Below are 20817 nucleotides of genomic sequence, written 5' to 3' on the forward strand. Positions count from 1 at the left end.
CATGTGCCTAACCCGCCGTGGACTGCGCCACGGAATCCTGCCCTGGGCTTACGTCGGTAGCCACTTCAGCACGGATCTCGAATCCTTTCGGATGGAAGTAGGTCACCGTGCATTCCAGCACCTCGCCGTGGGGGCCCAACGTGGTCCGCTCCAGTCGGGGCACCATGGCGAAGCCACGGACGTTGAGAGCGTCTGCAAGGTGCTCCGGGGGCTCATGCATGGTCACGGTGATTTCCGCCCGCTGGAGCGGCTTCAGGGTCCTGTCCTGGATGACCTGGTAGATGGAGTTCCTTTCGGCGTCCGCAAGGCTGATGTGGCGCCCGATGTGCGAAGGGATGAAGATTTCCGCGATCGCGTACGGCCAGCCGGCGCTTGAATACGATCGGCGGATTACCAGGACAAGGTTGTCATCAGAGACCAGCTTCGCCGGCACCGACTTGTCCTTTTCCATCCATTTGTATTCGATGAGCCCTTTGACTGTCTTCATCCCCGCCGCGGTGAACGTCTCCATGAAAGGAGCCAGGCGGTTCAGCATTTTGACCGGACGTTGGGCCATCACGAACGTCCCTTTGCCCTGCCTGCGAACCAACAGGCCCTTGACCACGAGCGTTTCGATCGCTTTCCGGACTGTAGTGCGGCTGATGCCGTACTCGTCCATCAGGGACTCTTCCGTGGGTATACGGGATCCTGGCTCCAGCCGGCTGACCTGGTCCACCAGAACGTCAGCTACCTGCTGGTAGACAGCTATGGGGCTGTCCCGCTGGAGGACTTCACGATTGAGGCCTGGCTTGACGTCTTCATTGACCATTGGGCCGTCCCATCCACTTTCCTGCCTCAGCAAATCCGGATCCGATGCTAGCACCCGTCATCCCGAAGGCCGATTAAACAAAAGATCCGGATCAGTAGTTACTGATCCGGATCTTTTCTCCAGTTGCGGGGACAGGATTTGAACCTGTGACCTCTGGGTTATGAGCCCAGCGAGCTACCGAACTGCTCCACCCCGCGTCGCAAGATCAACTCTACCGCACCCATCAGGGTGCTTCTGACCATATGGGAGCAATGGTGCCGCAGATCACTTCCACAGCAAAAGGCTCCGCCCAATCTGCGGCGACCGCCGCGATCCATCTACATCGACACCTCGGCACCGTGAATTTCTTAGGACTCCGGGCAAAACAAAAGATCCGGATCAGTATTTACTGATCCGGATCTTTTCTCCAGTTGCGGGGACAGGATTTGAACCTGTGACCTCTGGGTTATGAGCCCAGCGAGCTACCGAACTGCTCCACCCCGCGTCGCAAGAACAACACTACCGTCAGGTGAATGGGAGACCAAATCCTGGCTACGTGATGTGCGTCTCCCTCAAATCTGAAAGGGCCGGTGCCCGCTCCCCAAGGGAGCAGGCACCGGCCCTTATCAGTCGCTAGTCATTCGCTATGCGGCCTAACTGCTCGGAGAAGGCGACGGTGTGGCACTGGGGCTGGCTTCCGGAGTTGCCGAAGGAGTCGCCGTGGCGCCCATACGCGTTTCCGCATCCAGGGCCTTCTTCAGAGCCTCGGACAACTTGGTCTGCTGGGCCCCGTAAGCGGCAAAGTCGCCCTTCGCCAATGCGGCCTGGCCGTCCGTGATCGCCTTGTTGGCCTCGTCCAGTGCTGCCTTGAGGTCAGCCTTGGCATCGGTGGGACCAGTGGGCGGTGCCGTGGTGCCAGGAGGCGCTGTGGGCGTTTGGCCGTTGTTGTCTGCATCTCCTGCCGTAGCACCGGAGTTGCCACCGAACAGTTGGTCCAGTGCCTCGTCCAAAGTCGGCGCAAAGCCGATCTTGTCGCCGAAAGCCACCAGCACGCGCTGCAACGTCGGGTAGGACGTCTCACCGGTGGACTTCAGGTAGACGGGCTGCACGTACAGCAGGCCGCCACCCACGGGCAGCGTCAACAGGTTGCCGTTCAAAACGTCCGAGGCTCCCTGCCGCAGGAGGTTCAGCGCCTGGGACACGGTGGGATCGGAGTTGAACTTATTCTGGGCTTGGCCGGGACCAGGGACCTGGGTATCGGTGGGGAGCTCCAGAAGCCGAAGCTTTCCGTAGCTATCCCCCTTGACGCCCTTCACATTGCCGGCATCAGAGTCCGCAGCAAGGAAGCCGTACAAGATGTTCCTCGCGCTGCCGTTGACCGTCTGTGGAATGAAGGACGATGTCAGCTGGAAGGCCGGCTTCTCCTGGTCAGGCATCTGCAGCGACATGTAGAACGGCGGCTGCTTGACGGCTTCCGAAACAGTGGGGTCGTTCGGAACGCTCCAAGCGTCGTTGTTCTGGTAGAAGCTGTCCGGATCCGTCACGTGGTAACGGCCCAGAAGCTCGCGCTGGACCTTGAAGAGATCCTCCGGGTACCGGACGTGGCTCATGAGGTCGCCGGACATCTCCGAGTAAGGCTTGATGACGGTCGGGAAGACCTTCTGCCACGCCTTCAAGATGGGGTCCTGATCGTCCCATGCATAGAGGTTGACCGAACCGTCGTAGGCATCCACGGTGGCCTTGACCGAGTTTCGGATGTAGTTGACCGAGCTGTTCGGCAAGGCAACCGTGCGGCCTGCGCTGGTCTGCGAGTCGGCAGTCGCGTTCTGCAACTGCTGCGGCTGCGAATACGGGAAGTACTGGCTGGTGGTGTAGCCGTCAACAATCCATTTCACTCGACCATCGACAACGGCCGGGTACGCGTTGCCGTCAACAGTCAGGTACGGAGCCAGCTTCTCGACGCGTTCGCGGGGATTGCGTTCGTACAGGATCTGGGACTCAGCGTTGACGCCATCGGACAGCAGCAGGTCTGAAGACTGGAACTTGATGGAGTAAAGGATCCGGTTGAGCCAGTTGCCAACATTGGGACCGCCATTGCCGTTGAAGGTGTACTGGGTCTCTCCCCCACCTTCCCTGCCTGCCGGCCGGTCCTGTTCGCGGTTCGGCGCACCATCAGGCGCACCCACGATCGAGTACTCGGGCGAGTTCTCGCCAAAGTAGATGCGGGGCTCATAGGTGGTGTCATTGCCGAGGACACCATTGGAGGGAATGCCGGACTGCAGGAACTCCGGCTTTCCGTCAGCGGTGAACTTGTTGCCCTTGGCAGCCACAACACCGTAACCGTGGGTGTAGACAATGTGCCTGTTGACCCACGTCTGCTGGTTGGCGCTCAGGCCATCCGGGTTCAACTCGCGAACTGCGATCACTGTGTCCTGAACCTTGCCGTCAACCATGTAGCGGTCAACGTTCAGGGTCTGGGGGAACTGGTAGTAGGGGCGGTACTGTTCCAGCTGCGCGAACGCTGAAGAAATGAGGTTCGGGTCAAGAAGGCGGATGTTCGCCGTGGTTTGCGCATCTGCAGCCAGCGCACCGGTCGTGGCGGTGGTGGTTGCGTTGTAGGCCGAGACATCAATCTGGTCCAGGCCATACGCGGCCCTGGTCATCTTGATGTTTCGGTCAATGAATTCCTTCTCCAACGTGTTTTCCGAGGGACGCACTTGGAACTGCTGGATGACCCAGGGGTAGACACCGCCGGCAAGGATGGCTGTGATGACCAACATTGCGGTACCGATGACCGGCAGTCGCCAGCGTCCGATGATCGCGGCAATGATGAACAGAATGGCTACAAGCCCAGCGGCAACCGCGAGGATGGCTTTGGTGGGAACCACGGCATTGACATCCGTGTAGAGGGCACCGGCCCAGCGGCCGGAGTTGCTCTGCACCGTGGTGTAGCGGTCCAGCCAGAAATTGACACCCAGCAGGACCAGGAAAAGTGCACCGGTCACAGCGATGTGGATCTGGGCGGCGCGGCTGGTGAAAATGCCGCGCTCCATCAGGCGGATGCTGCCGTAAAGGTAGTGGGTCAGGATTCCGGCGACGCCGGCCACGACGGCGATGCTGATCAGGAAGCCCGTGACGAATCCCAGGAAGGGAAGCGACATCAGGTAGAAGCTGATGTCGAGGTTGAACAGTGGGTCCGTCTGGCCGAATGGTTCTTGGTTGAAGAACAGCAGGGCCTTCTGCCACTGGCTTGCCGCCGCGCTGCCGGCGAAAAGCCCAAACAGGATGGGGAGGCCGATCATGACAACCCTGCGAACCGGCTCAAGCTGGGCCTGATAACGGTTGAGGTTGTCACGCGACTCGGCATCCGGCGCGTAGACGGGGCGGGAGCGATAGGCGATCCTGATGGCGAAGAACACAGCAGCGAACATCATGGCGAAACCGATCAGGAACGTGATGATCCTGGCCAGGTTTTCGCGTATATACACTTCGAAGAAACCAAGCTGCTGGTACCAGAGGACGTCGGTCCACACATTGGCGAAGAAAATGAACCCGACGACGGCCACTGCCACGACAATGAGCGTCGGCGTCAGGGCACCTCGTCTCAGCGGTGATCTTCCGGGCGGGTTGGAGCTGGCGGGACGGGACAAACTCTGTACCTCATTGGTGTCAGTGAACAGTCGGTATGCGAGTGGTTGACATTCTCTGCCGCTGGGATATGGCGGAGGCCGTCATATATGCCACGAGTGGCGGTGGAGCTAAGTTCCACCGCCAGTCTAGTTGTTTGTGCAGGTGGGAAGGCCCGTCGTGTCTTCTCCCGACCCGAGCCGTTCCACAGCGGATGTGGCATCGGCCAGTGTTTCGACCTTGACCACCTGCAAACCATCGGGAACATGGCCCACGACGTCAGCACAATTGGCGGCAGGGGCCAGGAACATGGTGGCCCCTTGCTGGCGTGCTCCGACCATCTTCTGGGCTATTCCACCGATGGGACCCACTGCGCCATCGGCGGTGATGGTTCCGGTGCCGGCCACGTGTTTGCCGCCCGTCAGGTCGCCCGGGGTGAGGTTGTCTACGATTCCGAGGGCGAACATCATTCCGGCGCTGGGTCCACCCACGTTCTCCAGTGAAATGCTGACATCGAACGGGAACGTGAAGTCACTGGCCAGGAGCACACCCAGGACATAGCGGTCGGCCGAATTCCTGGTGGGCGTGATGGTTTCCGTCACCGGAGCCCCCTTCCGCTCGACCACGACGACGGCCGGCGCCCCTGCACCGGCAGCCAACTCGGACTGGATGACGCTCATGGACGTAATGGCTTTGCCGTTGATCGACTTCAGGAGGTCGCCCTCCTGGATTTTCCCGGCCGAGGGTGAAGCTTCCGAGAGTCCAGCGACATTCAGCCGTTGCTCAAACGGTATATCGAGCTCCCGCAATGCGGCGGCGAACGCATTCTCCTGGGACGTCTCCATGGCAATCTCGCCCTCTTTGACCGTTTGCTCAGCGGTGGTGCCCTTGGGGTAGATCAGCTCCTCGGGATAAATGGCTTTGGAACTGTCCAACCAGGCCCGGAACACATCAAAGATGGTGGCCGGGCTCTTCGGACCGCCGGTCATGACCACGGTGGTGAGATCCAGGTTGCCGTTGGCGGGGAAGGACTCGCGTCCTGAGATCTTGATAACGGGTTTATCGCCGTCTTTGCCCAACGTATTGAACGTAGGCCCCGCTGACTCAATAACGTAGGGAACCGGCAGGGCGGCAGCGCCAATGCCGAGTCCCAATGCCAGCAGGCCTGAGATCACCATGATCATGTACCTGGTGTCGCGGGGAGGTGCCGGAGGCACCGGGGAGGGATCGGCGTCGGGCGCTTGACGCGGATCCAATGAGCCCTCGGGGCTGGGCGAAGTAAGCATGGAGGCCTCTCTATGCCGGCATGACGTGACCGGTTCCATGGCTGTTGCCACCAAGACGGATGCGGCACATACCAAACATCAACACTACGCGGTCCGACGTTGACGGGATGCTTTGCCTACAGCGAACGACGCCGCATCCGGGCAGACAGCGTTACGGCTGCGGGGTACGGTGAAAGAGATCACCAGCCAGTTCGACGATCGGCGGCACCATGACATCCAACCCCAACAACCCGTCCAACGACGACGACACTCCCAAGGATCCGCTGGCAGAAATGCTGCAGAACCTGATGGGCGGCCAGGGTATGGGCAACATCGATCCCGCCGAACTGGCCAAGGCCGCCGGCCTGCCCAACGATCCCCAACTGCTCCAGCAGATGTTCGCGCAAGTCCAGGCCATGATGAGCTCCACCTCCGAGGGGCCCGTGAACTGGCAGCTTGCCCATGAGAATGCGCGGCGGGTCGCAGCGGCAGGCAGCGATCCCTCAGTGAACGCCGTCCAGGCCCGGGAGATCGATGAAGCCCTCAGGCTTGCTGAACTTTGGCTGGACCCCGTGACTGATCTTTCAGCAACCGGCCTGATCGGCCGCGCGTGGTCCCGGGCAGAATGGGTGGAAGCGACTCTCGGTACGTGGAAGCGCTTGACTGAACCCGTGGCCAACAGCGTCGCCAACGCCCTGTCCAACGCGCTCACCCAGCAAATGCCCGAGGAAATGAAGTCCATGATGGGCGGTGCTTCGTCCATGCTGCAAAACATGGGCGGCGCAATCTTCGGCATGCAGCTGGGGCAGGCCATCGGCGCGCTTTCGGCCGAGGTCGTCAGCTCCACCGACATCGGCGTTCCCTTGGCTGACCTGGAAATGGCGCTGCTGCCCGCCAATGTCGCCAAATTCGGTGAAGGCCTCAGCCTCCCCGAAAACGATGTCCGCCTGTTCCTTGCCGTCCGTGAAGCGGCGCACGCCAGACTGTTCGTCCAGGTTCCGTGGTTGCGTGGCCACCTCCTGGGTGCCATCGAGGCTTACGCCCGCGGCATCCACATTGATATGTCCCGCATTGAAGACCTGGCCCGGGACCTTGATCCCAGCAACCCTGAGGGAATCCAGGAAGCTCTCTCGCAGGGTGTCTTCACGCCGGAACGGACTCCTGTACAGACGGCCGCTCTGGAGAAGCTCGAAACCGCCCTCGCTTTGGTTGAAGGCTGGGTGGACGAGCTCACCGCGGAGGCCACGGACAAAGTCCTACCTTCTGCCACCGCGCTCCGCGAGACGGTACGTCGTCGCCGCGCCACCGGTGGCCCGGCCGAACACGCGTTCTCGTCCCTTGTTGGCTTGGAGCTGCGTCCCCGCAGGCTCAGGGAGGCCGCCACACTGTGGGCAACGCTGAAGGAAGAGCGCGGCATTGCCGGCCGTGACGCGATCTGGCACCACCCGGATCTGCTGCCCACCGGTGAAGACCTGGACGATCCCAAGGGCTTCTCCGAACGCCGCCGGTTGGCCGAAGCCAGCGACAGCGAAGTTGACGACGCCCTGCAGAAGCTGCTCAGCGGCGGCTATGACACCACCGAGCCCGGGGACTCTGACGCCGCTGATGCATCGGACAAGGGCGATTCTGCGGAAAACACCTCTGGCAACGAAACCGAACAAGATGACACGGACACCGAGGGCCAGGCCAAGTAGGCGAGCCCCCGGAATTCTTGGAACTAACGCAGCAAGGGCCGCCATCTACATGGCGGCCCTTGCTGCGTTAAGGTCCTGTATCAGGCGCCACGTCTGAATCCGGCGGAAGGCCCCTGGACGTGGCAAAAGCAACGCCTTCCAGGAAGGCCTTCGCGCGCTGCGTCTCGGGATACGCCTCCACGAGCTTCCAGAAGTCGGCGTTGTGCCCCGCCACCAGCAAGTGCGCGAGCTCGTGCACCAGAACGTAGTCGATAACCCATTGCGGCATGGACTGAAGTTTGTTGGACAGCCTGATGGTGCCGTCCGCCGGAGTGGCAGAACCCCATCGCGAATTCTGGTTGCTGACCCAGCGGACGGACGTTGGGATGGCCCGCCCGCCTAAGTAGGTCCGAGAAAGATGCGCGGCGTGTTCCGCGAGAACTTCGTCCGTCGCGGGTCGTCGCCGGCCTTGGCCTGACCGCTGCTCGCCCTGCTTCTTCAGCTTGGCCAGCATGCGGTGGACCCACTCCCGTTCCTGGGATTTGGTGAAACTGGCCGGGATGGCCACAACGGCTTTGCCATCCTCCCAGAAAGCAGCGACAGTCCTTCGCCGTCTGGCTGATCGGCGCACGACCACGGGAGCGCCGTCGTCGGTGACCAAGGGAACGTCAGCGTCCGCAGCAGATCGGCGCGCCATCAGAGCTCGGTGCTCTCAGCAAGGACCGCCAGGACCGCTTCGCCGTAGCGTTCCAGTTTGGACGGTCCGATTCCCGCCAAACCGGCCAGTTCCTCCAGAGACGATGGCTTGGCTTCGGCGATGGCAGTGAGCGTTGCATCAGTGAAAACAACGTAGGCAGGGACGTCGGCGGACTTCGCTTCATCCTTGCGCCATTGCCTTAGCGCATCAAAGGTTTGTTCCTCATAGGACGGTGGGCACTGGTTGCAACGTCCCACCTTGCGTTCGGCACCGCTGGCGAGCATGCTTCCGCACACCCTGCACGACGCCGGTACGGCAGCTTTCCGGCGCGTAGGACCTGTCTTGCTGCGGGCGTTTGCGGACGCCACGGAGTTGGGGCGGAGCCCGTCAAGGAATCGCGATGGCTTGCGGTTGGCACGGCCACCCGGCGTGCGGGCTGTGGACCAGGACAAATTCAGGTGTTCCCGTGCCCGGGTGATTCCGACGTAGAGCAGCCGTCGCTCCTCATCGACGTCTTCGGGGGTGTCCGCGAAAGAAATGGGCATGAGTCCTTCGCTGAGGCCCACCAGGAACACGGCATCCCATTCCAGTCCCTTGGCCGCGTGAAGGGATGCGAGGGTGACCCCTTCGACGGTAGGTGCGTGCTGCGCTACCGAGCGTTCCTGGAGTTCGTTGACGAATTCAGCCAGCGTAAAGGCGTCGCCGCGGCTGACCGCCAGTTCATCAGCCAAAGCGACCAAGGCCGCCAAGGATTCCCATCGTTCACGGAGGGCACCCCCGTTGTGCGGCGCGGCGTCGGTATAACCAAGCGAGGCGACGATGTCCCGGACGATCTGCCCCAACGGTTCCTGCGGACCTTCGGCTACGGCCCGGGTTGCAGCCCGTAGTTGGAGGATGGCATCGCGGACTTCCTTGCGGGCGAAGAACCGCTCGCCGCCACGAAGCTGGTATCCAATGCCGGCTGAAGCGAGTGCCTGTTCGTACGCTTCGGACTGGCCGTTGGTGCGGAACAGAATGGCGATTCCGCTGGCCTTCACTCCGGCATCAAGCAGTTCCTGGATCCGGCCCGCCACCACCGCAGCCTCAGCTTCGTCGTCCGGGCATTCCATGAAGCGCGGTTCGGGTCCAGTTGACCTCTGGGCCACCAGCTTTAGCGGCGGAGCCCAGGCAGCGTCCGCGACCGGTCCACCGCTTCGCCGGGACCCGAGGAGGTCATTGGCCAATTTCACCACTTGCGGGGTGGACCGGTAATCGCGGATCAACTTAACGACGGTGGCATCCGGGAACTGCGCTTTGAATCCCAGCAGGTGCTTGGGTGAGGCGCCCGTGAAGGAGTAGATGGTCTGGCTGGCATCGCCCACCACGCATAGCTCGTTCCGACCACCGAGCCACAGATCCAGGAGCCGCTGTTGCAGCGGGGAAACGTCCTGATACTCGTCCACCACGAAGTGGCGGTACTGTTCCCGGACCGTTGCCGCCACTTTCGGATCTTCTTGGAGGATACCTACGGTGATCAGGAGAACGTCTTCGAAGTCGATGACGTTCCGGTCAGTCTTGATGTCCTCGTATGCCTGGAAAACCCTGGATACCGCGGTGAGGTCAAACCCCCCGGGGGTTCCGCGGTCCTGGGCGTTCTCAAGGTAGTTGGCGGGCGTGAGCATGGAGACTTTTGCCCACTCGATTTCTGCGGCCAGGTCCCTGATGGTTGCGCGGTCGGTGCTGAGCCGGAGCCTGCGGGAAGCTTCTGCGATCATATTGGCCTTGTGGTCCAACAGGTTCGGCAACGTACCGCCAATGGCCTGGGGCCAAAAGAACTGCAACTGCCTCAGGGCAGCCGCATGGAAAGTACGGGCTTGGACATTCGCCACACCCAGGTCCCGAAGCCTGCTGCGCATCTCTGCTGCAGCCCGGGCCGTAAACGTTACCGCCAGCAAGCGCTGCGGACTGTAAACGCCGGAGTGGACTCCGTAGGCGATGCGGTGGGTGATGGCACGCGTCTTTCCCGTGCCCGCTCCCGCAAGAACACACAGGGGTCCAGTCAAGGTACTTGCTACTTCGCGCTGTTCTTCATCCAAGCCGCCGAGGATGCGTTCCTCAAGTGAGCCACCGGCGTCGAAAATGTCTTCCGTCACGGCTGGAGGTCTTCGATAACGCCGCCATACCAATGTTCAATCAGAGAACGCGCAATGGACAGGCGGGTGGAGATGGTGATCTCGCCGCTGGAGACAGCTGCCTGCAACTCTTCACGGCTGAACCACCGCGCCCTGGTGACTTCAACGCCGTCCGGCCGGGCAACCGAGTCTTCAGTGGTGGCGGTGAAGCCCAGCATCAGCGACGCGGGAAACGGCCAGGACTGAGAGCCGAGGTACTGGCATGCCGACACGCGCACGCCTACTTCTTCCCCGATTTCCCGGACAACCGCCTGCTCCAGCGATTCGCCAGGTTCCACGAAGCCCGCGAGAGTGGAGTAATTCCTGGCGTCCGTGGGGCCGCCACCGCCCAGAAGAAGGCGGCCGTCCGGACCTACCACCGTGACGATTATCGCCGGATCCGTCCGGGGGTAGTGCTCTGAATTGTCCTTGGGGCACCGACGCACCCATCCGCCGGCCTCGATGTCCGTGGGATTTCCACATTGCGGGCAGTGCGTGTGCGTCGCGTGCCAGTTGGAGATTGCGCTGGCCTCGATGAACAGCGCAGTATCGCTGGCGTCCAATCGCCCGGCGACTTCGCGGAAGCCCGCCCATTGGGCATCGGCGGGCACCGTGGCGGTGCCCGCCGCGGGGGGTTCAGCTACCGTAAACAACAGAACAGGTGTGCCTTCAAGCAAAGAAGACGATTCCAAAGTGATGCCCAGGTAAACAGCCGCGGTGGCGCCGTGATCTGCTCCATTGAGGGCATTCCACAGGGACGTGGCGTCCCCGAACCACAGTCCATCAGCGGTCACGAGTGCCTTGCGCTGGGAAACGACCATGGCCTTGGCCGTGCCGGAAGCCACAAGGTCCTCCACCATGCCGGGCTTCATCCGGATCCCGGAGCCACGATCCACCATGGCAGGGCGCACTGGAAGAACAGTATCCATCAGGTGGTTGGCCAAGGCCGGTGACTCCGTATAGCTCATGCATCTACCGTACTGATTCGTACCGACAAAAAACATTTGGGAGGGTCCCCCCTTGTGGATGCATCCGGCCCGGGCGTTAATTGCCTGCAGAAATGCCCTGTTTTACGGCGGATCTGAAGACTCGCCGCACTGCATCATGGCCACAGGCCCTGATCAATCTACCGTTGTGAAGGTGAGAAGAACACCGCTCGAACTGGCCGCTGTAGCAACCGCGGCGGTGCCTGGCCTGGCGCCGACGGCTACAGCCTTTTCCCCCGACGACGACGCCGACTTCGACTCGGCGTTGCTGCTCGACGCGGATGGTAAACGCTGGCGTGTCCGTTCGCCGCGTCATCCGGAGGCCAGCACCCGGCTGGAAACTGAATTCATGGTGCTGCGCGCCTTCGCTCCGTCCATTCGCGCAGAGCTGCCCTTCCACGTGCCGACCGTTGCCGGCACTGTGCGCCAAGGCGATCTCACCACTTTTGTCTACACACATCTGCACGGTGGAATGCTCTCCATTGAAGAGCTTTCTGCCGGGAGTCCCGCCCTTGCCAGGGAGATCGGCTCAGCGCTGGCTGCCATTCATGACCTCCCGTTGACTTTGGTGACCAACGCGGACCTGCCCAGCTACTCTGCCAACGAGTTCCGGCAGCGGAAGCTCAATGAACTGGACCAAGCTGCAACCACCGGCAAAATTCCGGCCACCCTGCTCCGGCGCTGGGAGCACGCCCTGGAAGACGTGGCCCTGTGGCGGTTCAATACCTCGGTGGTCCACGGTGACCTCCACGAAGACAACCTCATGGTGCAGGATGACTCCGTGACTGCCCTGACAGGCTGGACCGACCTCCGGATTGGTGATCCGGCCGACGACTTCGCATGGTTGGTGGCATCGAACGAAGCGTCATTCGTTGAGTCCGTCCTGGACCACTACACCCAAGCGCGCCGTGAGACGCCCGACGTTCACCTGCTCCGGCGGGCAGCGCTGTTGGCCGAGTTTGCGCTGGCCCAGTACTTGGTCAAGGCCATGGCGGCCGGGCACCAGACCATGACGGCGGAGGCAGAGTCAATGCTTCAGACACTCTCCGATGACATTGACGAGCAAGCGCGGCGTGATGAAGAAGCCGCACAGGCTGCCGAGGATGAGGCCGCTGAAATCCAGGCTGCCAACGTGCAGGCTGCCGCCACTGCAGCAAGCCAAAATCCTCCCGTGAGTGTCGCGGCTATTCCCGACGCCGGACCGACGGTTACGGTGGCAGCCATACCGGAGACGTCTGCCACGTCCCAGGAGCCGCTTCTGGAGTCAGCGCCAGAGGGGCCCCCGGCCACGGAATCAGCTGCTGACGCAGCTGCACCCGGGAAGGCCGTCCGACCCGAGGGCGGCGACTCCCCCAGCACCAACGATCCAGACGACACGTCCACGGCCGCCATCAGCGTAGTCAAGGTGACGCCGCTCCATACAGCTGATCGGTCCTGACACCACTTGGCCCCCAGTGCAGGTCGGCCCTAGCGCCCCTGGCCGCTGGTCTCCAAAGCCTTGGCAACGATCTGCTCGAGTTCATCGGCTGTTCCCAGATCGTGCGGCTTGACCACTGAGTCATCCGCCACGTAGTAGAACGCCGCGCTGACCTCTTCGAGGGGCACACCCTGGAGCCGGGCCCAGGCCAGCCGGTATACGGCCAACTGCACGGCACGCGTCGCCAACTGTCGGCCCGCGGGTCGTCGGCCGGTTTTCCAGTCGATCAACTGCCAGCGACCGTCCGCGTCGCGGAACACGGCATCGATGCGTCCCCGGACTACGACGTCGCCAATTCGAGTTTCCACGGGCACCTCGACGAAGGCGGGCGCGCGTTGGGCCCACTCGGACTTTTTGAACGCCGCCACCATCTCATCCAAGCCGTAGGCCTCGTCGATGTGGGAATCCGAACCCGGGGCCTCATCGAGGTCAAGCATGCCCGTGGTCCCGAAGTACTCTTCAACCCACGCATGGAATGCCGTGCCTTTACGCGCCGAAATACCGGGTTCGCGCGGCACAGGCCTGCGGAGCTGCGAAAGCACGGCAGCCGGGTCCGCGCCGAGGTCCACGAAGAGAGAGGCAGAGATGTGGCTCGGAAGGTGGACGTCCTGGGTGGTCTTGCGTTGCTGTTGACGGTCGAGGAGCAGGTCTGCCTCCTGGGCCCATTTCGCTGCCCCGCCCGTGAGCTCAGGGACCTGTATCCGTGATGGTGCATCGGCGATGTACGCACGGACGTTGGCCGCGGCCTGGTCCATGGCCAGTCTGCGTCCAGGAGCCAGCCTAAGCCGGAGGCCTGTGCGGGGATCGGACGGACCTTCGAGGGGGTCATAGGGGAACCCGGCAACTTCAAGTGTGGTCGTCAGTGGGCTTTCCCCAGGGAGTGATTCTTCGGCCACGGACTCGGGATGAACTACCGCTGAGCCTGTCCGGCCGGCAGGCGTTCCACTACCTTCGGCTGCAGCATCTCCCTCAACTCCAGCAAGAGGTGCCAGGTCCGAGAGAAAAGCGGACATGCCGGCCATTCCGGAGCGCGAACCGTTCCAGGCAGCACTGGACGCCCACAGGACGAACTTGGCCCTGGTGTAGGCCACATAGGCCAGCCGCCGCTCCTCGGCCTCGCCGTGATGCTGGACCTCGGACTTGAAATCCTTCTCTGCGTCCAGCCATCCCTTTTGGTCTGGCTGGTCCAGGTCCCACTGCGGAAGGTCGGCGCGATCGCCCCGCAACGGCCAAGGCAGCGCCGCAGCGCCACTGCTCCATCGTGAATCCCTGGTGCTGGGGAATGATCCGGCATTGAGGCCGGGGACGAAGACGACGTCCCATTCCAGCCCCTTGGAGGCGTGGACCGTCAGCAACTGCACAGCTTCCCGGTTGGTCTCCACAGGGGCCAGATCCAATCCACCTTCTTCGGAGGCCGCTGCCTCCAACCACGACAAGAAGGCCAGCAGATCAATCCGCTGGGATGTCTGCAGGAATCCGGCCGCAGCATCCTGGAAGGCATCCAGGTTGCGGCGGGCCTGGTGGATGCTGATTCCCGGCTTGGCGGCCACCTCGATATCCAGGAGCATGGCGCGTTCAACCTCGCCAAGGAGCGTGGTGAGGTCATCCCCAATGTAGCTCCGGAGGGAACGAAGCTCCGAGGCAAGGCGGGTCAGTCGTTCCAGGGCAGGGGCGCTCAAGGTGCGACCATGCCCGGACGTCCAGCCGGGCTTGGGCAGGAAGTCAAGGGCCTCCACGAGGCTCGAGGCATCGGTGATGTCGCTTTCAACCACCACTGCGTCCGGTTCCTCATTGTCATCCATGGGTTGGGAAGCGGGGCCCAGGCTTGACCGGCGGCGAGCCAGGAAACGCGACCAGTCATTGAAGGCCATCAGGTCTGCCGGGCCAATACGCCATCGTGCCCCGGCCAGCAGCCTCATCAGGGCATCCGACCGCCCGGGATCCGCCAGGACCCGCAAGGTAGCCACCAGGTCCACGATTTCCGGGGTGTCCAACAGGCCGCCAAGGCCCACGATCTCGTAGGCGATTCCCTGCAGTTCGAATTCCCGGCGAAGGCACTCCATCTGCGCCCGCCTCCGGCACAGGACAGCCATGGTCGGCTTGACGGGCGTCCCGTCCTTCTCTTCCTCGAAGACTGTCCGTTTGTAGCGACGGACATCGCGGACAATGACGGCAGCTTCGTCCTCATCCGTGCTGAAACGGCCAATCACGACGCTTCCATCCACCGCCGCCGGACTAGGCGCCAGCGCCGGGACTGAGACGTTGCCTGCTGTGTCCCTGTCCCCTGCCGGGCCGTCCGTGGCCGCAGCTTTGTTCAAGGGCGCGGCGATGGTGTTGGCTGCCGCAAGGATGTTCCTGCCGTTCCGCCAGGCGGTGGTCAGGTAGGAGGTTGGAGCCACTGAATAGGTCTCTGCGCCGCCTGTGGTGTCCGGGTGCCTGACCGGGAACTCCTGCACAAAGTGGAAGAGCTGCCCGGCAGAGGCACCCCGGAATCCATAAATGGACTGGTTGGGGTCCCCCACCGCTGTCACGGCGTGGCCTTGGCCGAAAAGGCGCGAGAAGAGCACCAGCTGGGCATGGGAGGTGTCCTGGAATTCGTCCAAGAGAACCACCTTGTACCGGGCCCGTTCCGTAGACGCCGCGAGTGGAATGTCGCTGGCGATCCGGGCAGCAAGGGCCACGAGGTCCCCAAAATCGAGGACTCCGCGTTGCCGCTTTGCTTCCTGGTAGCGCACCACCATGTCTGCCACGCTGGCGCGGGTCCGGAGCATGGCGGCCAACGATGCCGCTGCCTGTGTGGGATTTTTGCTGGCACCAGCCACGTAGGGAAGCTGCTCGAAGGTCTCCACGCGCTCCAGCACCCAGTTGCGTACCGAACCGGGATCCTGAAGGTGTTCGGCGCACTCCCCCGCCAGCTGGATAACGGCGTTGACCAAAGTGGACTTGGCCGCCGTGAAATGCTCGTAGTCGCCGTCGTAAGCCTCTACTACTTCGCTGGCCAGCTGCCAGGACTGTGCCCCACCCAGCAGGACGACGTCGCGCTCGATGCCCAGCCGCAGCCCATAATCGGTCACAATGCCGCTTGCGTAGGAGTGGTAGGTGGAGACCTTGGGTTCGAGGTCGTCAGCCCCCAGGAGCCCGTCGGGGAACCCGATGCTGCCATCGTCCTCCGCCGCGATGCGCTGGAGGGTGGCCAGTTTGCTCCGGATACGGCTGGCCAGTTCACCGGCAGCCTTCCGCGTGAACGTCACGCCAAGCACTTCCTCCGGACGGACCCACCCATTGGCAACCAGCCACACCACCCTGTCGGCCATGGTGGCTGTCTTGCCGGAGCCAGCCCCGGCGATCACCAGCCGGGGTGACAAGGAAGAGGCAATGATGTCCGACTGTTCGGCAGTGGGATGGTTCTTCTCGCCAAGGATGTCGGCCAGCTCAGACGGAGAGAAACGGGGTTCGGGAACATGTGTGCCGCCAAGGGTGCCAGGCAGCGCGGCGGCAAATCCGTCCAGGAGCTCTGTTGTCATTCGGTGACCTGCTTTCCTCTGGCGCACAACGGGCAAACATCCGGGAGGCGGCATCCATGGCCGCCATGCCCGCTCTTGCCGGGGTCATGGCGTGCTTCGAACGAGGCCCCTGCCATCAAGGCAGCGGCGTCGTTGACCAGCTCCTCCGCCCAGTTCACGGAAGGATCCAGGGGATCCTGCTGCTGCACTGCGGGCGTCTTTGTCTTGGTTCCCAAGTGGGCCAGCACCGCGCCACCGGGTGCGAAACCAGCAGCGCCGGTGCGGGACCCGGTGTCGGGCGCTTCTTCTCCGGTTCCAGCGTCCTGGAAGGCACCTTTGAGCACCGCTGCCTGATAGGCACCCAATTGCGGGTGCCTGGCAACGTCGGCCTTGCCAGGTTGGCGTTTGCCGGTCTTGAGGTCCACCACCACAAGCCGTCCCTGGGGATCAACCTCAAGGCGGTCCACCTGCCCCCGGAGCACGGCATGCCGGGTGGAAACCGCTTCGGGATCTGCAAGGTTCGCATCGAGACTGACGTCGGGAAGCTCTACTTCGAAGTCGTGCTCTACGGCCAGAAGGCTCCTTCCCTCGCTGCGCATGATGAGGATGTACTGTGCCAATTTGCGCACCATCTGTTCTGCGCGTTGGAAGTCGAGCTTTCCTTCCCAGTTGTCCTTCATGCCCAACGTTGGCCACCGGCGGACGAGTTCAGCCACATATTCCGGTCCCGAGGCCTCGGGCAGTTCCTGGGCGATGCTGTGGACCAACGTGCCGAGGCTTCGCGCGAAATCAGTGGCAGCCTCACCACCAGCGGCCTGGACGAACCAGTCCAGCGGTGACTTATGGACAGCCTCAACCTTGGAAGGCGAGACGGAGACTATACCCCCCTCAGGGACAACAGGCTCCTTGGAACTCAGCGCCGCCAAACCCCACCATGTGTCCGGGTGGGCCCCCGGAACGGGTGGATCCGTGCTGGCAAGCCGGGCCAGTATCCGCGCTGCTTCCTGCCCTGCACCGGTAACGCCTGCGCCGTCGGCAACGGACTCCGCCGACTGTGCGTGCTGCCTCAGCTCCGCGACAAGCGCCCTGAGTGTCATGGGGCGGTCCACGGGCGTGTAGTCGCGTTGAAACTGGCCGGAATCCAACGGTGCGACGTAGTCCAGGAAAGCGGAGGGTTGCTCGTCTTCAGAGGAGACGGCCGTGCAGATCAAGACTTCACGGGCCCGGGAAACCGCCGTTGAGAAACTTCTGAGTTCATCGTAGCGGATATCGCGGAGCTTGCTCAGTGGTCCCCGCTGCACGGCGTAGTCCACTCCATGCTCCACGGCATCGGCGTAGACAGTGCTGCCCAGCAGTTCGCCACGCAGGCGGGTGTTCGGCCAGACTCCTTCCTGGAGACCGGCGACGATCACCACTGGCCATTCCCGTCCCGCTGCGCTGGCCGGTGTCATGATCTCCACGCAGGCCTCAAGCTGGGCCCGTGCCGCAAGAGTGTCCATGGGAAGTTCCTGGTTCAACAGGTAGTCCAGGAACTGCTCAGGACCGGATCCAGGCAACTGGTCCACGAAGCGTTCGGCTGTATGGAACAGGGCCATCATGGCGTCGAGGTCGCGATCCGCACGTGCACCGGCGTTTCCACCCTCCAGCGCCATTTCAGCCCAGCGGGACGACAAACCGGTAGCCTGCCACAAAGCCCACAAAACAGACTCCGCATTGGCACCAGGCTGGGCAGCGGCTGTGGAACCTGCCGCGATCATGCGGGCAAGACGACGGGCCGCGCTGCCTTCAATTCCCAGCGACGCGAGCGCGCCGGGTTCCAGCAGCGCTTCCACCAGCAGTGCATCGCTGGACCTGCCACCTCCACCCAGAAGTTCCTCGCGCCTGAGTGACTGCCTGAGCCTGCGCAATTCGATGGCGGTGGCACCGCCGACGCGCGATGTCAGCAGCGAAACAGCGCTTTCAGGGGTCAACTTGGCCGGGTCCAGGACTATGGCAAAGGCCTCCAGCAGTGGACGCACTGCTACTTCGTCCCGGACGGCCGTGTCTGCCACTGGAACGCGCACTGGTATTCCCTGGCCACTCAGGTAGCGCTGCATCTGTGAGATTTGGCCACCGTTCCGCACGATCACGGCGATGTCACTGAACTCCCGGCGCTCCCTCAGTTGAGCTTCCAGAATCCGCTGGGCAACGTAACGCAGCTCGTGCACCGCCGATGGCAGCACATGCCCCTCCACCCTGCCATCACGGGCAGGCGACTCTCCTGCGGTGTCCGGACGTGGCGGCTGCTCAAGGCGTCGGGCCAATTGACCGCCGGAACGCTGGGAAATACGTGCCGCGACGCGCGTCCAGGCCTCGGCTACCACGGGCATGTGCCGGTGGGTGAACCACAAAGGACGTTCAGTGACCACGCCCTGCATGCCCGCCAACAGGGAAGGCAACTCGGCCACGAGGTCAGGACGGGCACCGCGGAAGCCTTGCACTACGGTATCCGGGGAGTAGGTGACCACAACGTCCTTGCCCTCCGATATATCGGCGAGAAGTTCAAAAATCGCAGGATTGGATTCCTGGGCATCGTCCACCAGGATCAGCTGGAGGCGTTCACGTTCCGCGGCCAGGAATGCCGGCGAATCCTGGAAGATCTGGCGCGCCGTAGTAATGATTCCTGCGGGGTCAAAAGCCTCGGGCATGCGGAGGTCCAGGACGTCCCGGTATTCGCTGTACAGCTCCGCTGCGGCCATCCAATCGGGACGTCCGCACCCGTAGGCGAGCCCCACCAAATCCTCCGCCGTACGGCCGGACTCAATGATGCGGTCGAACAACTGGCGGATTTCGTGGCGGAAGCCCCGGGTGGAGAGGGCCGCGCTGAGATCCTCGGGCCATGGCAGCTGGAAACCCTTCCGCGCATGGCCTTCAAGGAGTTCTTTGATAATGAGGTCCTGCTCTGGACCGGAGAGGAGCTTGGGGGGCCGTGCCAGCGGTATGACGCCCTCGGCTTTCGCCCGCCGGATGACGTCGAAGGCGTATGACGCCCAGGTGCGTGCCGGCGTCGTACTGAGGCTGCGGTCCAGCCGTCCGGTGAAGGTGTCCCGCAAAGCCGCGGCGGCGTGGCGCCCAGGAGCAAGAATGAGGATCTGCTCCGAATTCAGTCCGTCTTCCCGGACGCGGCGCACTGCGGATTCCACGAGCACCGTTGACTTGCCTGTGCCCGGACCTCCGGGCACGAGGACGGGGCCGCTCCCCTGCCGGAGTGAAACGACTGCACGTTGGTCCGGGGATAAAACGGGTGCCGCGTAGAGGGTCTCTCGCGGAGGCATCAGGCGAAGAGCGGCCGGTGCTTGGCGGGTTTTGGCAGGAGTGGCGGTCACACAGTCATTTCATCATCGGGCACCGACAATTTATGGAGTCGACGCTCCAACTGGTCAGAGATCACATCAAGTTGATCGAAGTCGGCGTCCGACGGCGCCCATCGCGCCGCTGTCAGGTCAACCCGCCAACGGCCTTCGCCCGTCCTGAGAAAGGCCTCGTAAGCACCATGCAGCGGAGTGGATTCCTGCAGGTAATGTTTCAAGGCGTCGATCTCGTGACCGGGAGGTGCTTCCCCGCTGGCCCGCAGGACGCGCCACCAGGCCACGGAGCTGCCATAGTGGCTCATCACTGCGCCGACCTGGCGCGGCCCGCCGGCACCCAGGAGCTCTGCCACGTCGCCGTAGGAGACTGCCGAACCCGATGGCACGAGGTCCACCACCGCCAGAACCGCCGTCACATACTCCATCCGCATGTGTTCAGCGTAACGGCAGGAGTGTCGCGCCCAAAGACTGTCGGACCCAGCCGGTAGCTTGAAGATATGACCTCCTGGAACACCCTCTCCCGTGCCGCATTCGACCTCGAGACCACCGGGAAGAACTCGCGGTCAGCGCGGATCGTCACCGCATCCATCACAGTTGTGGATGCCCACGGCGAGCTCATCGCAGAGCACGAGTGGTTGGCAGATCCCGGTGTGGAGATCCCGCTTGAAGCCAGTGAGGTGCACGGCATCTCCACTGAGAAGGCCCGTGCGGAAGGCCGCCCGGCAGCAGAGGTCACAAGGGAGGTCGCCGGGGTGCTCCAAGGACTGTTCGACGACGGCACTCCCGTCATCGCGTTCAACGCCAGTTACGACTTCACGGTACTGGCAGCAGAATCTGCCCGCTACGGCGTTCCTCAACTGAGCCGCTTCCCCGTACTGGACCCCTACGTGATGAACAAGCAAGTGGACCGCTACCGAAAAGGCAAGCGCACGCTCACGGCCCTGTGCGAGGAGTACGGCGTTGACCTGAACAACGCACACACCTCTGCTGCGGATGCCCTCGCCACTCTCCGCGTCCTGGACGCGATGGCCGGCAAGTTCCCCAAGCTGCAGATGCCGGCACCCACACTCCACCAGCTGCAAGTAGACTGGGCGGCGTCGCAAGCCGCCGATTTCCAGCAGTACTTGCGGCGCAGCAAACCCACTGCGGTCATTGAGGGCGAGTGGCCGGTCCTGCCGCCCGAAGACGCCAGCCGGGGCGGTTTCTAAGCCGAGGCGATCCCCGCGAGGGTTACGTTCTGCGACGCATGTCACATGGTTTTCGGGAACCCGCGGTTGGGCCTCAGTCGCGCGCGGATTCCACCAG

The 20817-nt window shown here is 62.9% G+C and carries 12 protein-coding genes and 2 tRNA genes; 3 read left to right on the forward strand and 11 right to left on the reverse strand.

Annotated elements, in window-relative coordinates; translation table 11 throughout:
• Positions 1-7: 7 nt before the first annotated feature.
• The 5 genes from RQH14_RS07985 to RQH14_RS08005 all read right to left on the reverse strand — a co-directional run bounded on the left by RQH14_RS07985 (position 8) and on the right by RQH14_RS08005 (position 5700).
• Positions 8-808, reverse strand: coding sequence for a GntR family transcriptional regulator (locus RQH14_RS07985; protein ID WP_311212771.1), 801 nt, complete (start codon positions 806-808; stop codon positions 8-10).
• Positions 809-931: 123 nt separating this feature from the next.
• Positions 932-1005, reverse strand: a tRNA-Met gene (locus RQH14_RS07990).
• A gap of 213 nt (positions 1006-1218) precedes the next feature.
• A tRNA-Met gene (locus tag RQH14_RS07995) sits at positions 1219-1292 on the reverse strand.
• A gap of 148 nt (positions 1293-1440) precedes the next feature.
• Positions 1441-4437, reverse strand: a complete 2997-nt coding sequence (locus tag RQH14_RS08000) for a UPF0182 family protein (RefSeq protein WP_311212772.1) — start codon at positions 4435-4437, stop codon at positions 1441-1443.
• A 126-nt stretch (positions 4438-4563) separates the two neighbouring features.
• The gene (locus RQH14_RS08005) at positions 4564-5700 is read right to left on the reverse strand and encodes a S16 family serine protease (RefSeq protein ID WP_311212773.1); all 1137 of its coding nucleotides are present in this window, start codon (positions 5698-5700) and stop codon (positions 4564-4566) included.
• A 209-nt stretch (positions 5701-5909) separates the two neighbouring features.
• Here RQH14_RS08005 and RQH14_RS08010 point away from each other — a divergent pair, with 209 nt between their 5' ends.
• Positions 5910-7373: a zinc-dependent metalloprotease gene (locus tag RQH14_RS08010; protein WP_311212774.1), complete on the forward strand. Its 1464-nt coding sequence runs from the start codon at positions 5910-5912 to the stop codon at positions 7371-7373.
• Between the two features lie 67 nt (positions 7374-7440).
• On the opposite strand, the gene RQH14_RS08015 is transcribed toward RQH14_RS08010, so the two are convergent.
• From RQH14_RS08015 to nudC, 3 genes are read right to left on the reverse strand one after another with little or no spacing between them, the layout of a single operon-like run.
• On the reverse strand, positions 7441-8049 hold the full coding sequence (locus RQH14_RS08015) for a M48 family metallopeptidase (RefSeq protein WP_311212775.1): 609 nt from the start codon (positions 8047-8049) through the stop codon (positions 7441-7443).
• Entirely contained in the window at positions 8049-10181 is a 2133-nt protein-coding gene (locus RQH14_RS08020; protein WP_311212776.1) for an ATP-dependent DNA helicase UvrD2, read from the reverse strand. The genes RQH14_RS08015 and RQH14_RS08020 overlap by 1 nt, the downstream gene beginning before the upstream one ends.
• Positions 10178-11167, reverse strand: a complete 990-nt coding sequence (gene nudC / locus RQH14_RS08025; protein WP_311212777.1) for an NAD(+) diphosphatase — start codon at positions 11165-11167, stop codon at positions 10178-10180. The genes RQH14_RS08020 and nudC overlap by 4 nt, the downstream gene beginning before the upstream one ends.
• 172 nt (positions 11168-11339) lie before the next feature.
• Between nudC and RQH14_RS08030 the strand changes: the two genes are divergently transcribed.
• Positions 11340-12623, forward strand: coding sequence for a macrolide 2'-phosphotransferase (locus tag RQH14_RS08030; protein WP_311212778.1), 1284 nt, complete (start codon positions 11340-11342; stop codon positions 12621-12623).
• 29 nt (positions 12624-12652) lie between these two features.
• Here RQH14_RS08030 and RQH14_RS08035 read toward each other — a convergent pair whose 3' ends face one another.
• The 3 genes from RQH14_RS08035 to RQH14_RS08045 are packed head-to-tail and all read right to left on the reverse strand — an operon-like array spanning position 12653 to position 19943.
• A complete protein-coding gene (locus tag RQH14_RS08035) occupies positions 12653-16186 on the reverse strand; it encodes an ATP-dependent DNA helicase (protein ID WP_311212779.1) in 3534 nt (1177 codons plus the stop codon).
• A complete protein-coding gene (locus RQH14_RS08040) occupies positions 16183-19530 on the reverse strand; it encodes an ATP-dependent DNA helicase (RefSeq protein ID WP_311212780.1) in 3348 nt (1115 codons plus the stop codon). Before RQH14_RS08040 ends, RQH14_RS08035 begins: the two co-directional genes overlap by 4 nt.
• Positions 19527-19943: an MGMT family protein gene (locus tag RQH14_RS08045; protein WP_311212781.1), complete on the reverse strand. Its 417-nt coding sequence runs from the start codon at positions 19941-19943 to the stop codon at positions 19527-19529. The genes RQH14_RS08040 and RQH14_RS08045 overlap by 4 nt, the downstream gene beginning before the upstream one ends.
• A 66-nt stretch (positions 19944-20009) precedes the next feature.
• Here RQH14_RS08045 and RQH14_RS08050 point away from each other — a divergent pair, with 66 nt between their 5' ends.
• Positions 20010-20720, forward strand: coding sequence for a 3'-5' exonuclease (locus RQH14_RS08050; RefSeq protein ID WP_311212782.1), 711 nt, complete (start codon positions 20010-20012; stop codon positions 20718-20720).
• The last annotated feature ends 97 nt before the right edge of the window (positions 20721-20817 follow it).

It is taken from the genome of Arthrobacter sp. WCS2018Hpa-7, assembly GCF_031843805.1.
GTDB lineage: Bacteria > Actinomycetota > Actinomycetes > Actinomycetales > Micrococcaceae > Arthrobacter.